Annotated in this window: 16 protein-coding genes; 9 read left to right on the forward strand and 7 right to left on the reverse strand. The window is 69.0% G+C overall.

Annotated elements, in window-relative coordinates; genetic code table 11:
* Positions 1-52: 52 nt before the first annotated feature.
* The 4 genes from Afe05nite_RS26010 to Afe05nite_RS26025 are packed head-to-tail and all read right to left on the reverse strand — an operon-like array spanning position 53 to position 3,558.
* Positions 53-1,048, reverse strand: a complete 996-nt coding sequence (locus Afe05nite_RS26010; protein WP_203819831.1) for an amidohydrolase family protein — start codon at positions 1,046-1,048, stop codon at positions 53-55.
* Positions 1,045-2,265 carry a kynureninase gene (gene kynU, locus Afe05nite_RS26015; protein WP_239118197.1) on the reverse strand — a complete coding sequence of 407 codons (1,221 nt, stop codon included), beginning with the start codon at positions 2,263-2,265 and terminating at the stop codon, positions 1,045-1,047. Before kynU ends, Afe05nite_RS26010 begins: the two co-directional genes overlap by 4 nt.
* Positions 2,262-3,116 carry a tryptophan 2,3-dioxygenase gene (gene kynA, locus Afe05nite_RS26020; protein WP_203819832.1) on the reverse strand — a complete coding sequence of 285 codons (855 nt, stop codon included), beginning with the start codon at positions 3,114-3,116 and terminating at the stop codon, positions 2,262-2,264. The genes kynU and kynA overlap by 4 nt, the downstream gene beginning before the upstream one ends.
* A gap of 22 nt (positions 3,117-3,138) precedes the next feature.
* Positions 3,139-3,558 carry a YchJ family protein gene (locus tag Afe05nite_RS26025; protein WP_203819833.1) on the reverse strand — a complete coding sequence of 140 codons (420 nt, stop codon included), beginning with the start codon at positions 3,556-3,558 and terminating at the stop codon, positions 3,139-3,141.
* Between the two features lie 126 nt (positions 3,559-3,684).
* On the opposite strand from Afe05nite_RS26025, the gene Afe05nite_RS26030 reads away from it, so the two are divergent.
* The 7 genes from Afe05nite_RS26030 (at position 3,685) to Afe05nite_RS26060 (ending at position 14,324) form a co-directional block, all read left to right on the forward strand.
* Positions 3,685-4,674, forward strand: coding sequence for a LacI family DNA-binding transcriptional regulator (locus tag Afe05nite_RS26030; RefSeq protein WP_203819834.1), 990 nt, complete (start codon positions 3,685-3,687; stop codon positions 4,672-4,674).
* A 219-nt stretch (positions 4,675-4,893) separates the two neighbouring features.
* Positions 4,894-6,276 (forward strand): ABC transporter substrate-binding protein, encoded by a 1,383-nt coding sequence (locus tag Afe05nite_RS26035; protein ID WP_203819835.1) that lies wholly within the window; start codon positions 4,894-4,896, stop codon positions 6,274-6,276.
* A 55-nt stretch (positions 6,277-6,331) separates the two neighbouring features.
* On the forward strand, positions 6,332-7,264 hold the full coding sequence (locus Afe05nite_RS26040) for a carbohydrate ABC transporter permease (protein WP_203819847.1): 933 nt from the start codon (positions 6,332-6,334) through the stop codon (positions 7,262-7,264).
* Between the two features lie 5 nt (positions 7,265-7,269).
* Positions 7,270-8,142 carry a carbohydrate ABC transporter permease gene (locus Afe05nite_RS26045; protein ID WP_203819836.1) on the forward strand — a complete coding sequence of 291 codons (873 nt, stop codon included), beginning with the start codon at positions 7,270-7,272 and terminating at the stop codon, positions 8,140-8,142.
* 60 nt (positions 8,143-8,202) lie between these two features.
* Entirely contained in the window at positions 8,203-9,789 is a 1,587-nt protein-coding gene (locus Afe05nite_RS26050) for a glycoside hydrolase family 13 protein (protein ID WP_438868878.1), read from the forward strand.
* A gap of 49 nt (positions 9,790-9,838) precedes the next feature.
* Positions 9,839-13,387, forward strand: coding sequence for a galactose-binding domain-containing protein (locus tag Afe05nite_RS26055; protein WP_203819837.1), 3,549 nt, complete (start codon positions 9,839-9,841; stop codon positions 13,385-13,387).
* 76 nt (positions 13,388-13,463) lie between these two features.
* Positions 13,464-14,324, forward strand: coding sequence for an alpha/beta fold hydrolase (locus tag Afe05nite_RS26060; protein ID WP_203819838.1), 861 nt, complete (start codon positions 13,464-13,466; stop codon positions 14,322-14,324).
* A gap of 31 nt (positions 14,325-14,355) precedes the next feature.
* Here the strand turns inward: Afe05nite_RS26060 and Afe05nite_RS26065 are convergent, their stop codons facing one another.
* Entirely contained in the window at positions 14,356-14,766 is a 411-nt protein-coding gene (locus Afe05nite_RS26065) for an HPF/RaiA family ribosome-associated protein (RefSeq protein ID WP_203819839.1), read from the reverse strand.
* A gap of 132 nt (positions 14,767-14,898) precedes the next feature.
* Between Afe05nite_RS26065 and Afe05nite_RS26070 the strand changes: the two genes are divergently transcribed.
* Positions 14,899-17,268: a glycoside hydrolase family 9 protein gene (locus Afe05nite_RS26070; protein WP_203819840.1), complete on the forward strand. Its 2,370-nt coding sequence runs from the start codon at positions 14,899-14,901 to the stop codon at positions 17,266-17,268.
* Positions 17,269-17,305: 37 nt separating this feature from the next.
* Here Afe05nite_RS26070 and Afe05nite_RS26075 read toward each other — a convergent pair whose 3' ends face one another.
* On the reverse strand, positions 17,306-18,736 hold the full coding sequence (locus tag Afe05nite_RS26075; RefSeq protein ID WP_203819841.1) for an MFS transporter: 1,431 nt from the start codon (positions 18,734-18,736) through the stop codon (positions 17,306-17,308).
* A gap of 63 nt (positions 18,737-18,799) precedes the next feature.
* Between Afe05nite_RS26075 and Afe05nite_RS26080 the strand changes: the two genes are divergently transcribed.
* Positions 18,800-19,342, forward strand: a complete 543-nt coding sequence (locus Afe05nite_RS26080) for a TetR/AcrR family transcriptional regulator (RefSeq protein WP_203819842.1) — start codon at positions 18,800-18,802, stop codon at positions 19,340-19,342.
* Here Afe05nite_RS26080 and Afe05nite_RS26085 read toward each other — a convergent pair.
* Positions 19,336-20,364, reverse strand: a complete 1,029-nt coding sequence (locus tag Afe05nite_RS26085; RefSeq protein WP_203819843.1) for a Gfo/Idh/MocA family protein — start codon at positions 20,362-20,364, stop codon at positions 19,336-19,338. The two genes, Afe05nite_RS26080 and Afe05nite_RS26085, sit on opposite strands and share 7 nt — an antisense overlap.
* Positions 20,365-20,536 lie beyond the last annotated feature (172 nt).

Here is a 20,536-nt window from a genome sequence, read left to right on the forward strand (position 1 = left end):
GAGGTGGTCTGGGGTCCGGACGACGTGGTGGCCGCATGGCCGGCCGGAGGTGCTAGGCGGGGCGGGGGCGGACGGTGTCGTCGAGGACCCGGGCGGTGGCCAGGACGTCGGCGAAACGGGCCGGGTCCAGGTCGAGGCCGGCCGGGATCCAGGTCACGTCGGGGCCGGTCATCGAGTGCAGGATGTCGTTCGGGGTCAGGCCCGCCTGCTGCAGGGCGCGGATCTCGCGCGGGTTCACGCCCGGGATCAGCGGGCCGTTGCCGAGGTCGGTTCCGTAGCGCACCTGGCCGCCGTACTCCAGGAAGCGCCGCAGGTTGGCGACGGCGGTGGCCGATTCCGGGGTCCGCTCGCCCCACCCGTGGATGTCGAGCGTGCTGATCCAGCGCATTCGTTCGGCGCACGCCTGCACCAGGGCGCGGTCCAGCGGCTCGGTCCACGGCGTGTGGGCGAGCACGTCGGCGCCGGCCTCGTAGGCGACCGCGACGGTGCCGGGGCCTTCGGCATGCACGACCACGGCCAGGCCGCGGTCGTGTGCGGCCTCGACGACCGCGGTCATCGTGAACAGGCGTAACTGGGGGCCGCCGGTGTGCGCGGTCACCTTGATCAGGGTGGCGCCGCCGGCGAACGCCTCGTCGACCGCCTCGGTGGCCTGGGCGGCGGAGTCGATCTCACGCCAGCTGCCGGGCGGCGCCCAGGCACGGTCGCTCGGATAGCCGCCGGGGGCGATCAGAAACGGACCGGCGTAGGTGATGCGGGGGAGGCCTCGGTCCTTGGCGGCGGCCAGTGCCGCGATCTCGGCGGGGTCGGAGCCGAGATCCCACACGCCGGCTATGCCACCGGCCCGGACCATGGCCAGGTCGACCAGGCCCGCGTGCACGTGGGCGTCGACGAGGCCGGGCAGCAGGGTGCCGGGCAGAGTGCGGACCGGCTCCGCCGCCGGCACCTCGGTGACCGGGGTGGCGGCGCCGCCCGGGTCGAGGCGCAGGGCCACGCCGGTGCGCAGCCGACCGTCCCACCACAGGGTGGCGGCCTGGACGTAGGAGGTCATTTCTCGAGCAGGTCGCGCAGGGCCGACAGGCCGCGGTAGACCTCGCCGAAGCTGGTCGACAGCGGGGCCGGGCCGATCCGCAGGCCGTCCGGGCGGCGGTAGTCGGGGATCACGCCGGCCGCCCACAGCGGCTCCAGCAACGCTTGGAAGCCGGGTTTGCGCAGCGTGACGTGACCACCGCGGCGCTCGGGCGCCCGCGGGCCGGCGACCTCGACGCCGAACGGCGCGAGCAGTTCGTCGGCCAGGTCGAGCGTGTAACCGGTGAGCAGCAGCGACTTCGCTCGCACCGCCTCGATGCCGGCCGCCGCGAGCATGTCCAGGTTGGCGTGCAGCGGCACCATCGCGAGGATCGGCGGGGTGCCGCTGAGCAGGGCCCGGCTGCCGGGCGCGGGCTCGTAGCCGGCGCCCATCTCGAACGACGCCCGGTGGCCCATCCAACCCTGGATCGGCTGCCGCAGGACCTCCTGCAAACCCCTCCTGAGGTACGCGAACGCGGGCGCGCCGGGTCCGCCGTTCAAATACTTGTACGTGCACCCGACGGCCAGGTCGACACCCCAGTCGTCGAGGTGGATCGGCACCGAGCCGACCGAGTGGCTGAGGTCCCACATGGTCAGCGCGCCGGCCTCGTGGGCGATCCGGTTGATCTCCGCGACGTCGGCGAGCCACCCGGAGCGGTAGGCCACGTGGCTGAACAGGACCAGGGCGGTGTGCTCGTCGATCGCGTCGGCGACCTGTGCGGGGTGGATGCCGGCGGCCGGGTCGACGGTGATCCAGACCAGTTCGAGGCCCTGCTCAGCGGCGATGCCCTCGAGGACGTACCGGTCGGTGGGGAAGTTGTCGGTGTCGAGCAGGACGCGCTTGCGGCCGGGGGAGCCGGCGAGCGCGGCCCGGGCCAGCTTGTAGAGCAGCACCGTGGTCGAGTCGGCGATCGCGACCTGGCCTGGGCCGGCACCGAGGGCCACTGATCCGAGTCGGTCACCGAGTTGGAGGGGCCACTCCATCCAGCTGTCCGTCCAGCCGCGGATGAGCCGGCCGCCCCACTGCTCCCGGATGAAGGTCCCCATCAGCGCGGCGGTCGCGATCAACGGCCGGCCGAGCGAGTTGCCGTCGAGGTAGGACACGACGTCGAACTCGTCCGGGGCGAGGAACTGATCGCGGTAGCCGGCCAGTGGGTCGGCCGTGTCGAGGGCGTCGGCTCGGGCGAGCAGGTTGATCAACTCGGGGCTCCGATCTCGGTGCGCACGGCGTACAGCTCGGGGAAGAATGTCAGGTCGAGGGCCGCTTTGAGGAAGTTGACCCCGCTCGAGCCGCCGCTGCCGCGCTTGAAGCCGATCGTTCGCTCCACCGTCTTGAGGTGCCGGAAGCGCCAGAGCTGGAAGTTCTCCTCCAGGTCGACGAGTTCCTCGCACGCCTCGTAGGCGCCCCAGTGCTTCTCCGGGTCGGAGTAGATCTCCACGAACACCGCGACCAGCTCCTCGTTGAACCGGTAGGGCGCGGTCACGTCGCGTCGCACCAGCTCGATCGGCACGTCGTAGCCGTGCCGGTGGAGGTAACGCAGGAACTCGTCGTAGACGCTGGGCGCCTCGAGGGCCTCGACGAGCAGCGCGCGGGCGGCCGGCTCGTCGTCGAAGATCCGCAGCATCCGCTTGTCCTTGTTGCCGAGCCGGAACTCGACCGCGCGGTACTGGTAGGACTGGAAGCCCGACGAGGTGCCGAGGAAGCTGCGGAACTCCGCGTACTCGCTCGGGGTCAGGGTGGCCAGCACCGACCACTGCTCGGTGAGCGTGCGCTGGATGTGCTTGACCCGGGCGAGGCCCTTGAGGGCCGGCCGCAGCTCATCGGCGGCGAGCTGGCGCTGGACCGCGCGCAGTTCGTGCAGCACCAGTTTGAGCCACAGCTCGGAGGTCTGGTGCTGGAGGATGAACAGCAGCTCGTCGTGGTGCTCGGGCACGCTCACCGGGTGCTGGGCGTCGAGGATCTCGTCCAGGTGCAGATATTTCCCGTACGAGAGATTGACCTTGAAGTCCCGGACTATGCCGTCTTCGAGGGGTCGTTGGTCACCGGCCATGCCCTGAAGCAGATCACACCCGTCAGACGTTGGCGAGGGAGCCGTCGGTAAGGATCGGACCCCAGTACACCCACTGACCGTCGTGCCTGACGAAACGGCTGCGCTCGACCATGTCGCCACGCTTGCCGTGGTCTCGGTAGTGGGCCCGGAACTCGACCACGCCCTCGGCGTCGAACATGCCGCCGCCTGTCGACTCGAGGATGTCGAGACCGACCCAGCGCAGGTGGGAGTCGGGTTCGACGAAGGCCGGCCGGGTGTCCGGGTGCCAGGAGCTCAGCACGTACGCGTCCTGGTCGAGCGCGAACGCCGAGTAACGCGACCGCATGAGCGCCTCGGCGGTGGCGGGCGCGTGTCCGCGGTGGGCGGGTGCGCAGCATTCGTCGTACGCCATGCCCTGATGCCCGCACGGGCAGGCGGTGGCCACCTTGGTTCGTCGCGACATGCCCTCGATTCTGTCAGCGGCGCACCGGCCGGGCCATGAAACCCGGCTGCAAGTACAACCGGCATAATCCAGCCGGACCGCAAGAAGAAGTTCGAATTTTGCAAGGAGCTGACGTAGGATTCCGCAGTGACCAAACGTCTTGCCGAGGTGGCGAAGAAAGCGGGCGTCAGCGAGGCGACCGTCAGCCGGGTGCTCAACGGGCGCAGCGGCGTCAGTGCGGCGACCCGGGCGTCGGTGCTGACCGCGCTCGATGTCCTCGGATACGAGCGACCGACGAAACTGCGCGGCGAGCGGGGCCGGCTCGTCGGTCTCGTCCTGCCCGAGTTGCAGAACCCGATCTTCCCGGCGCTGGCCGAGGTGGTGACCGCGTCGCTGGCGCAGCGGGGGTTCACGCCGTTGCTCGCGGCCCGCACGATCGGCGGGGTGCCGGAGCGTGACTACATCGAGATGCTGCTCGATCATCAGGTCTCCGGCGTCGTCTTCGCCGGCGGCTCGTACGCGCTGGCCGACGCCGAGCACAGCCACTACCGTGCGCTCACCGATCGCCGGATGCCTGTCGTGATGGTCAACGCCGGGGTCGACGACCTCGGGTTCCCGCACATCTCGACGGACGACGCGGTGGCCGTCGAGCAGGCGTACGGGCATCTGAAGTCCCTCGGCCACCAGCGCGTGGGCATGGTGATGGGCCCGGAGGACCACGTGCCGTCCCGCCGGAAGCTGGCCGCGCTCAGCAAGATCGCGGGCGACGACTGGCTGGTGGAGCGCACCAACTTCTCGATGGAGAGCGCCCGCCTCGCCGCCGGCCGGCTGATCGAGCGCGGCGTCACCGGCATGATCTGCGCGAGCGACGTGCTCGCGCTCGGCTCGATCCGGGCGGCCCGGCGGCTCGGCCGGGACGTGCCGAGCGACGTCTCGATCGTCGGCTTCGACGACTCCGCGCTGATGACCTGCACCGATCCGCCGCTCACCACGGTGCGTCAGCCGATCGAGATGATGGGACAGGCGGCCGTCGATCTGCTGGTCAACCAGATCGAGGGCAGCGGTGTGCAGCCGGACGAGTTGCTGTTCGAGCCGGAGCTGGTGGTGCGCGGCTCGACCGGGCCGGCACCGAGCTGACCAGCTGATACTCCGCATTGAGGGCGAGCCTGCGGGCTCGCCCTTTTTGTGCGGTACGTAAGTCGAGTTTTTTCTTCTTCCAGTCGGCTTCTTGCGGGTAACCGTTTGACTTTGTATCGTCACCTCCACGAAACACGACGGCGAGACCCAGGTCACACCGATTGCCGTCAGTGGCGAACGCGCAGCTCACCGAGGTCAGACATAAGAAGGGATGGACCGATGTCCGTACCGCAGTACCGGAAGGTTGCGACGCTGGCGCTCGTGGCCGGCCTGGGATTCAGCCTCACCGCCTGTTCCACCAAGGGCGACGACGGCTCCGGCAAGAACGCCGCCGGCAAGACCGTCATCACGGTCGACTGCCAGCCCGACGGTTCCCAGAAGGACCTGCTGAAGAACTGGAACGACGACGTCGCGGCGTTCGAGAAGGCCAACCCCGACATCACGATCAAGAGCGTCAGCGTCGGCCAGCAGTGCAACAACCCGCCGGACTTCACCGCCCGCCTCACCGGCGGCACGATGACCGACGTCTTCTACGGCTACATGACCGACCTGCAGCAGGTGCTCGACTCCGGCCAGGCGATGGACATCACCCAGTACGCGACCAAGGACAACGTCGCCGGCTGGGACAGCATCGACCCGGCGCTGAAGTCGGTGTTCACCGACAACAGCAAGATCTACGCAGTCCCGACGAAGAACTACTCGATGGGGCTGCTCTACAACAAGACCCTCTTCACCAAGGCCGGTCTGGACGTCAACAGCCCGCCCAAGACCTGGGCCGAGGTGCGCACCGCGGCCAAGAAGATCGCCGCGCTGGGCGGGGGCGTCTCGGGCTTCTCGGAGTACAGCGCCGGCAACACCGGTGGCTGGCACTTCACCGCCGAGCTCTACTCGCAGGGCGGTCAGATCCTCGCGGCCGACAACAAGAAGGCCGACTTCAACAACGCCCAGGGCAAGCAGGTCCTGCAGAACCTCAAGGACATGCGGTACGGCGACAACAGCATGGGCAGCCGTCAGCTCCTGCAGTGGGCCGACCTGCTGACCAACGCCGCGGCCGGCAAGGTCGGCATGTTCATCGGCGCGCCCGACGCCACCACCGCGATCGTTCAGCAGTTCCAGGGCAAGTACGACGAGTGGGCGATGGCCCCGATGCCCGGCCAGGACGGTGCCGCCAAGGGCACGCTCGGCGGCGGTGAAGGCTACTTCTTCCGCAAGGACCTCACTCCGGAGCAGGTCAAGGCCGGCCTGAAGTGGATCGCGTTCGAGAAGCTGACCCCCGGCAAGGGCCAGTTCGACTACGCCCGGGCCAAGCCGCAGAACCAGCCGGTGGGCCTGCCCCAGCCGCTGCTGTTCACCACCGGCAGCGACGCGCAGAAGCAGGAGCTCGAGGCCCGCAAGGCCAACCAGAACGTGCCGAGCGAGAACTTCGCGCTCTTCGAGGCCACCCCGGTTCCGATCAAGGGTGAGCCGGCCAACGCGCAGGCCATCTACGCGGTGCTCGACAGCGCGATGTCGGGGGTCCTGACCAACCCCAACGCCAACATCGACGAGCTGCTCAAGACCGCCGAGACGAAGACCAACCAGCTGCTGGCTTCGAACGGCTGATGTTTGCGGGGGCCGCGAGGCCCCCGCAGCTTCTAAGGAGTTTGCCTTGGCGACCATGACCATCGCCCCGGAGACCGGGCGGGCGCAACAGCAGCCGGCGAAGACCCGAACCCGAGGGGGCCGCAAGCTGCGGGACAACCTCACCGGCTACGCGTTCCTGATCGGGGCGATCTTCTGCTTCGCGCTGTTCTCCTGGTTCCCGATGATCCGCGGCATCGTGATGAGCTTCCAGCACACCAAGCGCGGCGTGACGAGCTGGGTGGGCCTCGACAACTACGTACGGATCGTGCAGGACCCGAGCTTCTGGACCGCGTGGAAGAACACCTTCTACTTCACGGTGCTGGCCCTGATCCTCGGCTACCTCGTCCCGTTCGTCGTGGCGATCGTGCTGAACGAACTGCGGCACGCCAAGGGCTACCTGCGGATCCTGGTCTACCTGCCGGTGATGCTGCCGCCGGCCTCGGCGCTGTTCCTCTTCAAGTACTACGCGTACGACCCGAGCGACGCCGGTCTGTTCAACGCGATCCTGAAGTTCCTGCATCTGCCCACGTCGGAGTGGATGCAGTCGCCGACCATGACGATGCCGGCCATGGTGCTCGCGTCGACCTGGATGAACATGGGCGGCGCCGTGCTGATCTATCTGGCCTCGCTGCAGAACATCCCGGGCGAGCTGTACGAGGCGGCCGAGCTCGACGGGGCCGGCATCCTGCGGCGCATCTGGAACGTGACGATCCCGCAGACCCGGCTGATCCTGGCGCTGCTCGCGATGCTCCAGATCGTCGCCACCATGCAGGTCTTCATCGAGCCGCTGATCCTCGCCAACGGCGCCGGCACCCAGGACTCGGCGACCTCGGTGGCCTACCTGATCTACCAGCACGGCTTCTTTCAGAACGATCTCAACGGGGCCGCCGCCCTGGGCGTGATCATGCTCCTGGTGCTGGCCGTCTTCTCCGCGTTCTACCTGCGGCTGACCACGAAAGAGGACTGAGGAAGATGTCCCGAACCCTCATTTCGCAGGCCCAGCTCCGGCGCGGCCGCGGCCGGATCCTCTACTGGTCCGTCCTGGTCGGCGTGCTCGCCGTGTGCACGCTGGTCTTCATCGGGCCGCTCTACTGGATGGTCACCGGCGCGCTCAAGAGCGGGCAGGAGATCGCGCGGACCCCGCCGACGCTGTTCCCGCACGACCCGCAGACGCGGAACTACACCGACGCGTGGAACAACCTGAACCTCGCCAAGCTGATGTTCAACACCTTCTACTACGCCCTCGGCGCGGTGTTCTTCCAGCTCGTCTTCGACACTGCCGCGGCGTACGCGCTGAGCAAACTGCGCCCGGTCTTCGGCAACGTGGTCCTCGGCGCGATGCTGGCGACCCTGATGATCCCGGCCATGGTGCTCATCGTCCCGCAGTACGTGACGGCGATCGACCTGCCGTTCGTGCACGTCAGCCTGATCGACTCGCCGTGGGCGCTGTGGCTGCCGCTGGTGGCGAACGCGTTCAACATCTTCCTGCTCAAGCGGTTCTTCGACTCGATCCCGGAGGATCTGATCGCGGCCGCCCAGGTCGACGGGGCGTCCCCGCTGCGCACGCTGTGGTCGATCATCCTGCCGATGTCCCGGCCGATCCTGGGCGTGGTGTCGATCTTCGCGGTCACCTACGTCTGGAAGGACTTCCTCTGGCCGAAGCTGGTCATGCCGTCGCCGGAGACGCGCACGCTCAGCGTCGGCATCTACGCCTTCTCCGGCGGCACCCCGATGAACGTGGTCGTCGCCGCCTCGGTCATCGCCGCCATTCCCACGGTGATCATTTTCTTGATCTTTCAGCGGAACATCATGGCCGGGCTGACCTCCGGAAGCCTCAAAGGCTAAAAATCAGCAGAATCTGGGTCCTTTTAACAAGAGGGCCGACTCACCCATGCGAGAAAGCAGGTGCTCGTGTCCACATCCGAGTGGTGGCGTAGCGCGGTTATCTACCAGGTGTACCCGCGGAGCTTCGCCGACGCCGACGGCGATGGCGTCGGCGACGTCGACGGCATCCGCGCACACCTGGGGCACCTGCGGGACCTGGGCGTCGACGCGATCTGGATGAGCCCGTGGTACCCGTCGCCGATGGCCGACGCCGGCTACGACGTGGCCGACTTCCGCGACATCGACCCGGTGTTCGGCACCCTCGCCAAGGCCGAGGCGCTCATCGAGGAGGCGCACTCGGTCGGCATCCGATTGATCGTCGACATCGTGCCGAACCACATCTCCAGCGAGCACCCGTGGTTCAAGGCCGCGCTCGCCTCGCCGGACGCACCGGAGCGGGACTACTTCTGGTTCCGTCCCGGTAAGGGGGCGAACGGCGACGAGATGCCGACGAACTGGCGGGGGGAGTTCGGCGGCACCACCTGGACGCGTACCCCCGACGGCCTTTGGTATCTGCATCTCTTCACGCCCGAACAGCCCGATCTGAACTGGGACCACCCCGACGTGCGGGCGGAGTTCGAGAGCATTCTCCGATTCTGGTTCGACCGCGGTGTCGACGGCATTCGGATCGACTCCGCCGCACTGCTCTTCAAGGACAAGACCCTTCCCGAGGTACGCGAGGGGGAGCCGCACCCGTTCCACGACCTCGACGAGGTGCACGACGTCTACCGGGCGTGGCGGCGGGTCGCCGACGAATACGCCGGCGACCGCGCCCTGATCGGTGAGGTCTGGATGCCGGAGGTCGAACGGTTCGCGAACTATCTGCGGCCCGACGAACTGCACGCGGCGTTCAACTTCGACTTCCTCGGATGCGCGTGGGAACCGCGACTGATGCGCGAATGCGTGGACCGCACCCTCGACGCGCACCGGGCCGTCGGCGCCCCGGCCACCTGGGTGCTGTCGAACCACGACGTCACCCGGCACGTCACCCGCTACGGCCGGCTCGACACCACGTTCAGCTTCGACAACAACCTCGACGGCACCACGGTGGACCTGTCGCTCGGCACCCGCCGGGCCCGCGCCGCCGCCCTGCTCTCCCTGTCGCTGCCCGGCGGCACCTACATCTACCAGGGCGAGGAGCTCGGGCTCTGGGAGAACGAGAACATCCCGCCCGAGTCCTACCAGGATCCGATGTGGGCGCGGCGCGGGCACAGCCGCGACGGCTGCCGGGTGCCGCTGCCGTGGAGTGCCGACGAGCCGCCGTTCGGCTTCAGCAGCGGCGACCCGTGGCTTCCCCAGCCGCCCGAGTGGAAGGACCTGACCGCGTCGGCGCAGACCGGCGACCCCAACTCGATGCTCGAGCTCTATCGCGCCGCCATCGCCCGGCGCCGGCTCGAGGATGGGCTGCACCGGCCCGCCATGGCCTGGCTCGACCTCGGCCCCGAGGTTCTCGCCTACACCCGCGGCGACCGGTTCGCCTGCGTGATCAACATGTCCGGCTCCCCGATCCCCCTGCCGGACCACGAGACCACCCTGCTCGCCAGTGGACCACTCGACGGTGACCGCCTCCCCCAGGACACCGCCGTCTGGCTGCGTTTGACGGCCTGACAGGGAGCACCGCCCCGGGGGCTTTTCACGGAAGAAAGGCTCGCTCCCGATGCCTCTTTTCACCAGACGACTGCTCGCTGTCGCGGTCGTCGTAGCCGCCACCCTCTCCGTCCCCACCGCAGCGTCCGCCGCCGGCCCGAACCTGGCGGCGGGCAAGACCTTCAGCGCCAGCAGCTACGCCGACGTCTACCAGGCCGGTAACGCCGGCGACGGCAACGCCAACACCTACTGGGAGAGCAACAACAACGCGTTCCCGCAGTGGCTGCAGGTCGACCTGGGCGCCGCCACCCAGGTCAACCAGGCGGTCCTCAAGCTTCCACCGGCCACCGCCTGGGCCACCCGCACCGAGACGCTCGCCGTGCAGGGCAGCACCGACGGGTCGTCGTTCAGCACGCTCAAGGCCTCGGCCGGCTACACCTTCAACCCGGCCTCGGGCAACAGCGTCACCGTCGACTTCACCGCGGCGGCCGCCCGCTTCGTCCGGCTCAGCTTCACCGGCAACACCGGCTGGCCCGCCGGGCAGCTGTCGGAACTGGAGGTCTACGGGCCGGCCACGGGCGACACCTCCGCGCCGAGCGCGCCCGGCAACCTGGCCTACACCCAGCCGGGCTCCGGGCAGATCAAGCTGACCTGGGCGGCGTCGACCGACAACGTCGGGGTCACCGGCTACGACGTCTACGCCAACGGGGTGCTGCGCACCAGCGTCGGCTCGGGCGTGCTGACCTACACCGACAGCCAGCCGGACAGCGCCACCGTCGCCTACTACGTGAAGGCGAAGGACGCGGCCGGGAACACGTCGGCGGCCAGCACCACGGTCACCCGTACCGGCACCGACACGCCGGGCGGGAGCAACCTCGCCCTGAACAAGCCGATCGAGGCGTCCTCGACGGTCTTCACGTTCGCGGCCACCAACGCCAACGACGGCAACACCGCCACCTACTGGGAGGGCAGCGCGTACCCGGCTCTGCTCACCGCCAAGCTGGGCGCGAACGCCTCGCTGCAGCAGGTCGTGGTGAAGCTCAACCCGGACAGCTCATGGGGTACGCGGCAGCAGACCTTCTCGGTCCTCGGCCGCGATCAGGGCTCGTCGTCGTTCACCACGCTCGTCGGGTCGGCGACGTACACCTTCAACCCGGCCTCGGGCAACACCGTGACGATCCCGGTCAGCGGGACCGCCGCGGACGTCCGGCTGTCGTTCACCGCCAACAGCGGCGCGCCGAGCGGGCAGGTGGCCGAGTTCCAGGTGATCGGCGTCGCGGCGCCGAACCCGGACCTGACGGTGACGGCTCTGACCTACTCGCCGTCGGCTCCGGTGGAGACGGACGCGCTGACTCTGTCGGCAACCGTCAAGAACATCGGAACCGCCACCGCCGCCGCTACCACGGTGAGCTTCTACGTCGGTATCACCAAGGTCGGTACGGCCAACGTCGGTGCGACCAGCGTTGGGGCCACCAACGTGGTGACGGCCAACATCGGGGCGAGAGATGCCGGCTCCTACCCGCTGTCCGCGGTGGTCGACGAGGCGAACACGCTCGTCGAGCTGTCCGACGCCAACAACTCCTACCATTCGCCCAGCAACCTCGTGGTCACCCCGGTCAGCAGCTCCGACCTGGTCGCCTCGGTGGTGTCCTGGTCACCCGGCAACCCGGCGGCCGGCAACACGGTCACGTTCTCGGCCACGATCAAGAACCAGGGTTCGGCCGCGTCGTCCGCCGGCGCGCACGCCATCACCCTGACCGTCCTCAACGGCTCGACCGTGGTGAAGACCCTGACCGGTTCCTACTCCGGCACGCTGGCGGCCGGCGCGTCCTCGCCCGCCCTCAACCTGGGCACCTGGACCGCCGTCAACGGCAAGTACACGGTTCGCACCGTGGTCGCGGTCGACGCCAACGAGCTTGCCGTCAAGCAGGCCAACAACACCGCCGACAAGCCGTTCTTCGTCGGTCGTGGGGCCAACATGCCCTACGACATGTACGAGGCCGAGGACGGCACCATCGGCGGCGGCGCGGCGATCGTCGGGCCCAACCGCACGGTCGGCGACCTGGCCGGTGAGGCGTCCGGCCGCAAGGCTGTCACCCTCGACCAGACCGGCTCGTACGTGCAGTGGACCACCCGCAACGCCACCAACACGATCGTCGCCCGGTTCTCCATCCCGGACGGCACGACCAGCTCCATCAACGTGTACGTGAACGGCAGCCTCAACAAGTCGCTCCCGCTCACCTCGAAGTACGCCTGGCTGTACGGCAACGAGACGGCGCCGCAGAACTCCGGCTCCGACCCGCGGCACATCTACGACGAGGCGAACATCCTGCTGACCGGGTCGTTCCCGGCCGGCAGCACGATCAAGCTGCAGAAGGACGCCGGCAACTCCGGCACCATCGCGATCGACTTCATCAACCTGGAGCAGGTCGCGGCGCTCGGCAACCCGGACGTCTCGAAGTACGTCGTGCCGGCCGGCTTCGACCAGCAGGCGGTGCAGAACGCGCTGGACACCGCCCGGCAGGACACCACCAAGCTGGGCGTCTACCTCCCCGCCGGGGACTACCAGGTCGCCAGCAAGCTACAGGTCTACGGCCGGCCGATAGTGGTGACCGGGGCCGGGCCGTGGTACACCCGCTTCAACACCCCGTCCACGCAGACCGAGACCGACGCCGGCTTCCGGGCCGACGCCGGGGCGAACGGCTCCACCTTCAAGAACTTCGCCTACTTCGGCAACTACACGACCCGCATCGACGGTCCGGGCAAGGTCTTCGACTTCGCCAACGTTTCCGGCGTCACGATCGACAACATCTGGGCCGAGCACGTGGTGTGCCTCTACTGGGGCGCCAACACCGACAACATGGTGATCAAGAACAACCGGATCCGGGACACCTTCGCGGACGGCGTCAACATGACCAACGGCTCGACCGGGAACCTCGTCGACAACAACGAGGCGCGGGCCACCGGTGACGACTCGTTCGCGCTGTTCTCGGCGATCGACGCGGGCGGCTCCGACGAGATCGACAACACCTTCTCGAACCTCACGTCGATCCTGACGTGGCGGGCGGCCGGTGTCGCGGTCTACGGCGGTTACGCCAACACGTTCAAGAACATCTACATCGCGGACACCCTCGTCTACTCGGGCATCACGATCAGCTCGCTGGACTTCGGCTACCCGATGAACGGTTTCGGGGCCAACCCGCCGACGGTGTTCGACAACATCTCGATCGTCCGGGCCGGCGGTCACTTCTGGGGCGGGCAGACCTTCCCGGCGATCTGGATGTTCAGCGCGTCGAAGGTCTTCCAGGGCATCCGGGTCAGCAACGTCGACATCGTCGACCCGACCTACTCCGGAATCATGTTCCAGACCAACTACGTCGGCGGGCAGCCGCAGAACCCGATCAAGGACAGCGTCTTCACCAACGTCACGATCAGTGGCGCCCGCAAGAGCGGCGACGCGTTCGACGCCAAGTCCGGCTTCGGCATCTGGGCCAACCCGCTGCCCGAATCCGGCCAGGGCCCGGCGGTCGGCTCGGCGACCTTCACCAACCTGCAGTTCAGCAACAACTACCGGGACATCGAGAACCCGACAAGCACCTTCACCATCGTGCGTAACTGACCCCGCTCCCATCCCCAAGAAGGAGAGGTCCGCGCCACGTCCGGCGCGGACCTCTCCGCGGCTAACCTTGCACCTCATGGAGACTGTTGTTCGGCCCGCCGGGCGCACGCTGGAATACCTGGTCGAGGGTCCCGAGGACGGTCTGGCGCTGGTGCTGCACCATGGCACCCCCGGGGCGGCGATCAACCGCGACGGTCTTTTCCCACCGGACGTACGCCTGGTGTTGATCAGCCGTCCGGGATATGCGACCTCCACCCCGAACCCTGGCCGTGACGTCGCCTCCGCCGCCGCCGACACGGCCGCGGTGCTGGACGCGGCCGGCATCGCCGAGTTCGTCACCGCCGGTTGGTCGGGCGGCGGCCCGCATGCGCTGGCCTGCGCGGCGTTGTTGCCCGGCCGGTGCCTGGCCGCCGCGACCATCGCCGGGGTGGCGCCCTCCGACGCCGAGGGGCTGGACTGGCTCGCCGGCATGGGCGCGGCGAATGTCGAGGAGTTCGGCGCCGCCCGGGCCGGTGCCGCCAAGCTCCAGGCCTTCCTGCACGAGGCCGCCGGACCGCTGGCCACCGTGCGCGCCGCCGACGTCGTGGAGGCGTTCGGCGACCTGGTTTCCGAGGTCGACAAGCGGGCGCTGCGCGAGGGCTTCGCCGACTACCTGGCCGCTTCCCTCCGCCACGCCCTGTCCGCCGGCATCGACGGCTGGCGCGACGACGACCTGGCCTTCTGCAAGCCGTGGGGATTCGCCCTGGCGGACATCGCGACCCCGGTCTCGCTGTGGCAGGGCGACCAGGACCGGATGGTGCCGTTCGAGCACGGCCGCTGGCTGGCGGCCGGCCTGCCGAAGGCCGAGGTTCACCTGGTGCCGGGCGCGGGTCACGTCTCCCTGCTCAGCAGAATCGACCAGATCGTCGCGACCCTGCGCCGCCAGGCCGCCGGCTGAGTAGAGCCGGCGGTCATCGCGTTCGCCGGCCTCAGGCCTCGGGTTTGGCCGGGCCCAGCTCGGCCAGCTCGGCTTCGAGGTCGGGCTGCGGGACGTCGCGCAGGTGGCGGTTGTGCCGCGGCTCCTGCTTGGTCTTCGAGTCGTTCAGCCGGCGACGCAGGTCGTCGCGGCAGTCCATGACCGCCGCGTGCAGGTCCTCCAGCGAGGACGTCGTGACGATCTTGTCGCGGCCGCTGATCCAGCACTCGAGGGTGACCTTCTGGCCCTTCGCCTCGCGGTCCTTCACCGAGATCTCGAGCTCGGTGGCGTCGGCGTGGAAGGAGGCCAGGCGGGCGTCGAGGGTGGCGAAGAGCTGGGTGAGCCAGACACGGTCGCTCTGGCTGAAGCCGGTGCCTACCCGCAGGCAATCCTCGACGGTGGCTGGGTTGCTTACCGCGCTCATGCGTCCTCCTAGCGTGGACAACTGGGACAAGGCGCCCATTGCCCGGGGAACGCGCTTCACAAACGCGTAGCGAGATTGTTCAATGTCTGGGAGCGCTCCCACCGACGCTCTCTCCCCGAAGGGCACATCCCCATGCGCCGACTTCTAGCCGCCCTCGTAGGTCTGGCCGTCGTGGTCGCCGGACTCGTTCTCGCCAACGGGTCCGCCTCCGCCGCGCCGGCCTTCAACTACGGCGAAGCCCTGCAGAAATCCATGTTCTTCTACCAAGCCCAGATCGCCGGGAAGAAGCCCTCCTGGAGCCAGGTCTCCTGGCGCGGTGACGCCGCGCTCAACGACGGCGCCGACGTCGGGCTCGACCTCACCGGCGGCTGGTTCGACGCCGGCGACCACGTCAAGTTCGGGTTCCCGATGGCGTTCACGACCACGATGCTGGCGTGGGGCGCGGTCGAATACCGCGACGCGTACGCGAACTCGGGGCAGTTGACCTCGTTCTTGAACAACCTGCGGGTGCCGAACGACTACTTCATCAAGGCGCACCCGTCGGCCAACGTGCTCTACGGACAGATCGGCAAGGGCGACGACGACCACAAATGGTGGGGCCCGGCCGAGGTGATGCCGATGGCCCGGCCGGCTTACAAGATCGACGCCACCTGCGGCGGATCCGATCTGGCCGGCGAGACCGCGGCCGCGATGGCCGCCAGCTCCATCGTCTTCCGGCCGACCGATCCGACCTACGCCGACAAGCTGCTCACCCACGCCAAGCAGCTCTACACGTTCGCGAACAGCGTGCGGAAGGCCTACAGCGACTGCATCACCGACGCCGCCTCGTACTACAAGTCGTGGAGCGGCTACCAGGACGAGCTCGTGTGGGGCGCGATCTGGCTCTACCGCGCCACCAACGACGCGACCTACCTGGCCAAGGCGGAGAGCGAGTACGACGCCCTCAACACCGAGCCGCAGAGCACGACGCACTCCTACAAGTGGACGCTCGCCTGGGACAACAAGCAGTTCGGCGCCTATGTCCTGCTGGCCGACTTGACCGGTAAGCAGAAGTACGTCGACGACGCCAACCGCTGGCTCGACTGGTGGACCGTGGGGGTCAACGGCGACAAGGTGCGCTATTCGCCGGGCGGGGAAGCTGTGCTCGACAGCTGGGGATCGCTCCGCTATGCCGCCAACACCGCTTTTGCCGCGCTCGTCTACAGCGACAAGACCGGTGACGCGACCCGCAAGATCCGCTACCACGACTTCGCGGTCCGGCAGATCAACTACGCGCTCGGCGACAACCCGCGCAAGTCAAGCTATCTGATCGGGTTCGGCGCCAACTCGCCCAAGAACCCCCATCACCGTACGGCCCATGGATCGTGGTGGGACAACTCGACAGTTCCCACCGAGACGCGACACGTGCTCTACGGCGCCCTGGTCGGTGGCCCGTCCACCAACGACGACGCCTACAGCGACCAGCGCAGCGATTACGTGATGAACGAGGTCGCGACCGACTACAACGCCGGGTTCACGTCCGCGGTCGCCCGGCTCTACCAGGAGTACGGCGGCGCGCCGGTGGCCGGCTTCCCGAAGGCGGAGACGCCGGACATGGACGAGATCACCGTCGAAACGACAGTCATGCAGAACGAGCCGCGGGACACCGCGCTCAAGGTGCTGATCTACAACAAGTCGGCGTACCCGGCCCGCGCCCTCACCAACTCGTCCTACCGCTACTTCTTCCGGCGGGAGGGCACGGCCGCGCTCGTCGTCACGCCCGGTTACACCCAGGGCTGCCCCGCGCCGTCGACGGCCAAGCAGTGGTCGGGCGACATCTGGTACGTCGAGGTGAACTGCGCCGGCTACCCCATCGCGCCGGCCGGTCAGTCCGCGTACCGGATGGAGGTGCAGTTCAAGGTCGGGGTGGCCGACGGCGGTACCTGGGACTCGTCGAACGACCCGTCCTACGTGGCCGGTACGGCGGTGAACAAGAACGTGCCGCTCTACGAGGCGGGCAAGCTCATCTGGGGCCAGGAGCCGGGCAACGTGACGCCGTCCCCGAGCGTGTCCACGTCGCCGACCGTCTCACCATCGCCGACCGGGTCGCCCAGCCCCACGGTCAGCCCCACCGTGAGCCCCAGCCCGACCACCAGCCCCACCGTCAGCCCCAGCCCGACCACCAGCCCCACGCCGCCGCCCGCGGCCGGCTGCAAGGTGACCTACGGGGTCAGCGACTGGGGGAGTGGCTTCACCGGCACTGTCACGATCGCCAACACCGGCACCACCCCGTGGACCGCGTGGAACCTGGGCTTCACCTTCCCCGGTAACCAGAAGATCAGCCAGGGCTGGTCGGCGAACTGGGTCCAGACCGGCGCCACCGTGGCCGCCACCAATGTGTCCTGGAACGGAGCAGTGCCGGCCGGTGGTTCGATCAGCGCTGGGTTCCAGGCCACCTATTCCGGCAGCAACGGGGCGCCCACGGCGTACACCGTCAATGGAATGACCTGCACCAAGGGGTGAGCCCCGCCCGGAGCTCACCCCGCGCTCAGGCCGGGGGTCAGACCTCGACCGGGGTGAGCTCCGCAAGCACCTTCGGCGCCGGATCGACCGTGCGCTTGGCCGTCGGCACCAGGAACGCGACGGCCACGGCGGCCACCGCGATGCCGCCCAGGATCAGGAACGACTCGGTGAAGCCGGACTCGGCCGGCAGGCCCCGCACGCCGGGGTGACTGGTGAGGACCGAGCTGACGAGCGCGGTGCCGAGGCTGGCGCCGATCGTGCGGACGTTGGTGTTCATGCCGGAGGCGACGCCGGTCTGGTGCATCGGGACGCTCTGCACGATCAGGCTGATCATCGACGAGTAGATGAGGCCGAGGCCGATCCCGAAGACGCCGGCGGCAACGGCCACCGCCGCCTTGTCGGAGTGCGCGAGGGCGAGCGAGAAGCAGGAGAGCGCGGCGAGCACCGCCCCGACGACCAGCTGGGACTTGCTGGGCAGCCAGCGGGTCAAGGGGCCGCTGAGCGAGCCGAAGACGGCCATCGTGACCAGCATCGGCAGCATCAGCAGCCCGGCGCCGGTGACGGTGGCGCCGAAGCCGTAGCCGGACGCCTTCGGCACCTGCATGAGCTGCGGCAGGAACGCGAAGATGCCGAACATCGCGGCGCCGAACAGCATCGCGCCCAGGTTGGTGGTCCAGACCGCGGGCAGGCGCATCATCCGCATGTCGATGAGGGGGTTGGTGGAGCGCAGCTCGGCGACCAGCCAGCCGACGAAGAGCACCAGGGCCGCGGTGAGCAGGCCGAGCGTGCGGCCGGACGTCCAGCCCCAGGCGGTGGCCTTGCTCAGCGGCAGGAGAAGGGCGACGAGCCAGCCCGAGAGGAGTACGGCGGCGAGCCAGTTGACCCTGCCGGGGGTGCGCACCGGCGAGGCCGGCACCAGGCGCCAGGCCAGCACGCCGACGACGGTGACGACGGCCATCGGGATCCAGAACAGCCAGCGCCAGTTGAGCGCGCCGACGATCGGGCCGGCCAGCACGATGCCGAGCCCGCTGCCGGTCGCGATGACGGCGGCCATCACGCCGACCGCCGAGGTGACGCGCTGGGGCGGGAACTCGTCGCGGATGATGCCGAACGACACCGGGAACACGGCGCCGCCCAGGCCCTGCAGGACGCGGGCCACGATGAGGGTGCCGATGTTGGGGGCGATCGCGGCGATCAGACAGCCCACCGCGATGGCGGCGAGGGCGACCAGGAGCGCCCGGTCCTTGCCGATCATGTCGGCGATGCGGCCCACCAGCGGGGTGGCCACCGAGGCCGCGAGCAGCCAGGCGGTGAGCACCCAGGTGACCGTGCCGGTGCTCGTGTGCAGGTCCTGCTGGATCGTCGGCAGCACCGGCGTGACCAGCGACTGCATCAGCGAGAAGGCGGCAGCCGCGGCGGCGAGCACCGTGAAGGTGGCGCGCGGCGAGGACTGATAAAGTCGAGGCATGCCTCCAGATTAGTGGAGGTATGCCTCCGGTTAGCAAGCCCTTTTCCTGTGTTGGGGGTCACGATGGTCACGGTCCGTCCCCAGCGAGCCGACGCCCGCCGCAACTTCGACGCGCTCCTCGCCGCCGCGCGCTCGGCCTTCGCGGAGAACGGCACGGACGCGTCCCTGGAGGACATCGCCCGCCGGGCCGGCGTCGGCATCGGCACGCTCTATCGCAACTTCCCGGCCCGGCGCGACCTGTTCGAAGCGGTCTACGTCGAAGAGGTCAACCAGCTGAGCGAGGTCGCGACGGCGGTCGCTTCGCTTCCGCCCTGGGAGGCACTCACGGTCTGGTTGGAGCGCTTCGTGGCGTACGCGGGAACCAAGCGCGCCATCATCGAGGCGCTCAACCGGGAGTCGGAGATGTTCGCCGCCTGCCGCCGCACCATGTACGCCGCCGGCGAGCCACTGCTGCACCGCGCCCAGAAAGAGGGCGCGGTGCGGACCGACCTCAGCTTCGACGACCTGCTGCGGATGGTGTCCGGGCTGACCTCAGGCTCGTACGTCGACGAGGCCCAGCGCTCCCGCGTCCTCGCCGTCGCGCTGGACGGCCTGCGGCCTCACTGAATCCGGATGGCCTCGCCGCTGCGGGCGCTCTGCCGGGCCGCGTCGAGCACCGTCATCGTGCGCACCGCGTCGGCCGGGTCGACCGGCACCTGGCCGTCGCCGCGCACCGCCCGCGCGAAGGCCGGGTAATAGGTGTCCCACCGGCCGCGCTCGCTCGCGACCCGCGCGCCGGTCTCGCCGCGGTGCACCCGCCCCCACAGGTGCTCGTGCTCCACACCCCAGCGTTCACCCAGCTGAGCCGGCGACTTGCCCGCCTTGAGCATCGCCTCCTGCCCGTCCATGCCGTTGTCGATCACATAGGCGCCGGTCGAGCCGGACACCCGGAACCGCGGACCCGGCGCCGCCTGTCGCCAACTGCCCCACAGATGCGACTCGACCCCGTTCACGTGGTGCAGGGCCGCGAAGAAGTCGTCGTCCAGCTCGCCGCTGCCGCGCATCTCCGCATACACCCGGACCGCCGGACCATGCAGCAGCAGCGCCTGATCGACCAGATGCGACCCGAAGTCCAGCAGCGTGCCACCCCCGGCCGCGCCGGGCTTGCGCTCCGGCGCCCACCGCTCGAACCGCGACTCGAACCGCCGGACCGGCCCCAGCTCGCCGTCGGCGATCAACTTCTGCACGGTACGGAAGTCGGAGTCCCAGCGCCGATTCTGATAGACGCTGAGCAGCACACCCTTGGCCGCGGCGGCGTCGACGACACCCTTGGCGCTCTCCGCGTCGAGCGTGAACGGCTTGTCGACCACGACGTGCAGGCCGAACTCGATAGCCTGCAGGGCCAACTCGGCGTGCGTGTCCGCCGGTGTCGAAATGGCCACCGCCTCCACGCCCGCCTCGACCAGGTCGGCCAGGCTGTCGAACGCCGCAACCGTGGGCCGCTCCGAGGCCAGCTCCGCCCGCCGCTCCGCCGACCTGGTGACAACCCCCACAAAGTCAACATTTCCGGCAGAAGCCAGCAGTGGGGCGTGAAAGACCCGCCCCCCGAACCCGTAGCCAACAAGCCCAAAACGCACCGCGTCGCTCATCCCGAAAGCGTCCCACACACCCACCCACCTTGCCGATCAAGGGGCAGGCCGATCCCGCCCTCCCGAACGCCGCAGAACAGCCCGAACTTGCCGGCTGCCCCGTCCCCCAGCCCTCGCCCCGCGTTGCTGGCGCGGCGCCCCCTCCGCCCAGCCCTCGCCCCGCGTTGCTCGC

The sequence above is a fragment of the Paractinoplanes ferrugineus genome (assembly GCF_016862195.1).
Classification (GTDB): Bacteria; Actinomycetota; Actinomycetes; order Mycobacteriales; family Micromonosporaceae; genus Actinoplanes; species Actinoplanes ferrugineus.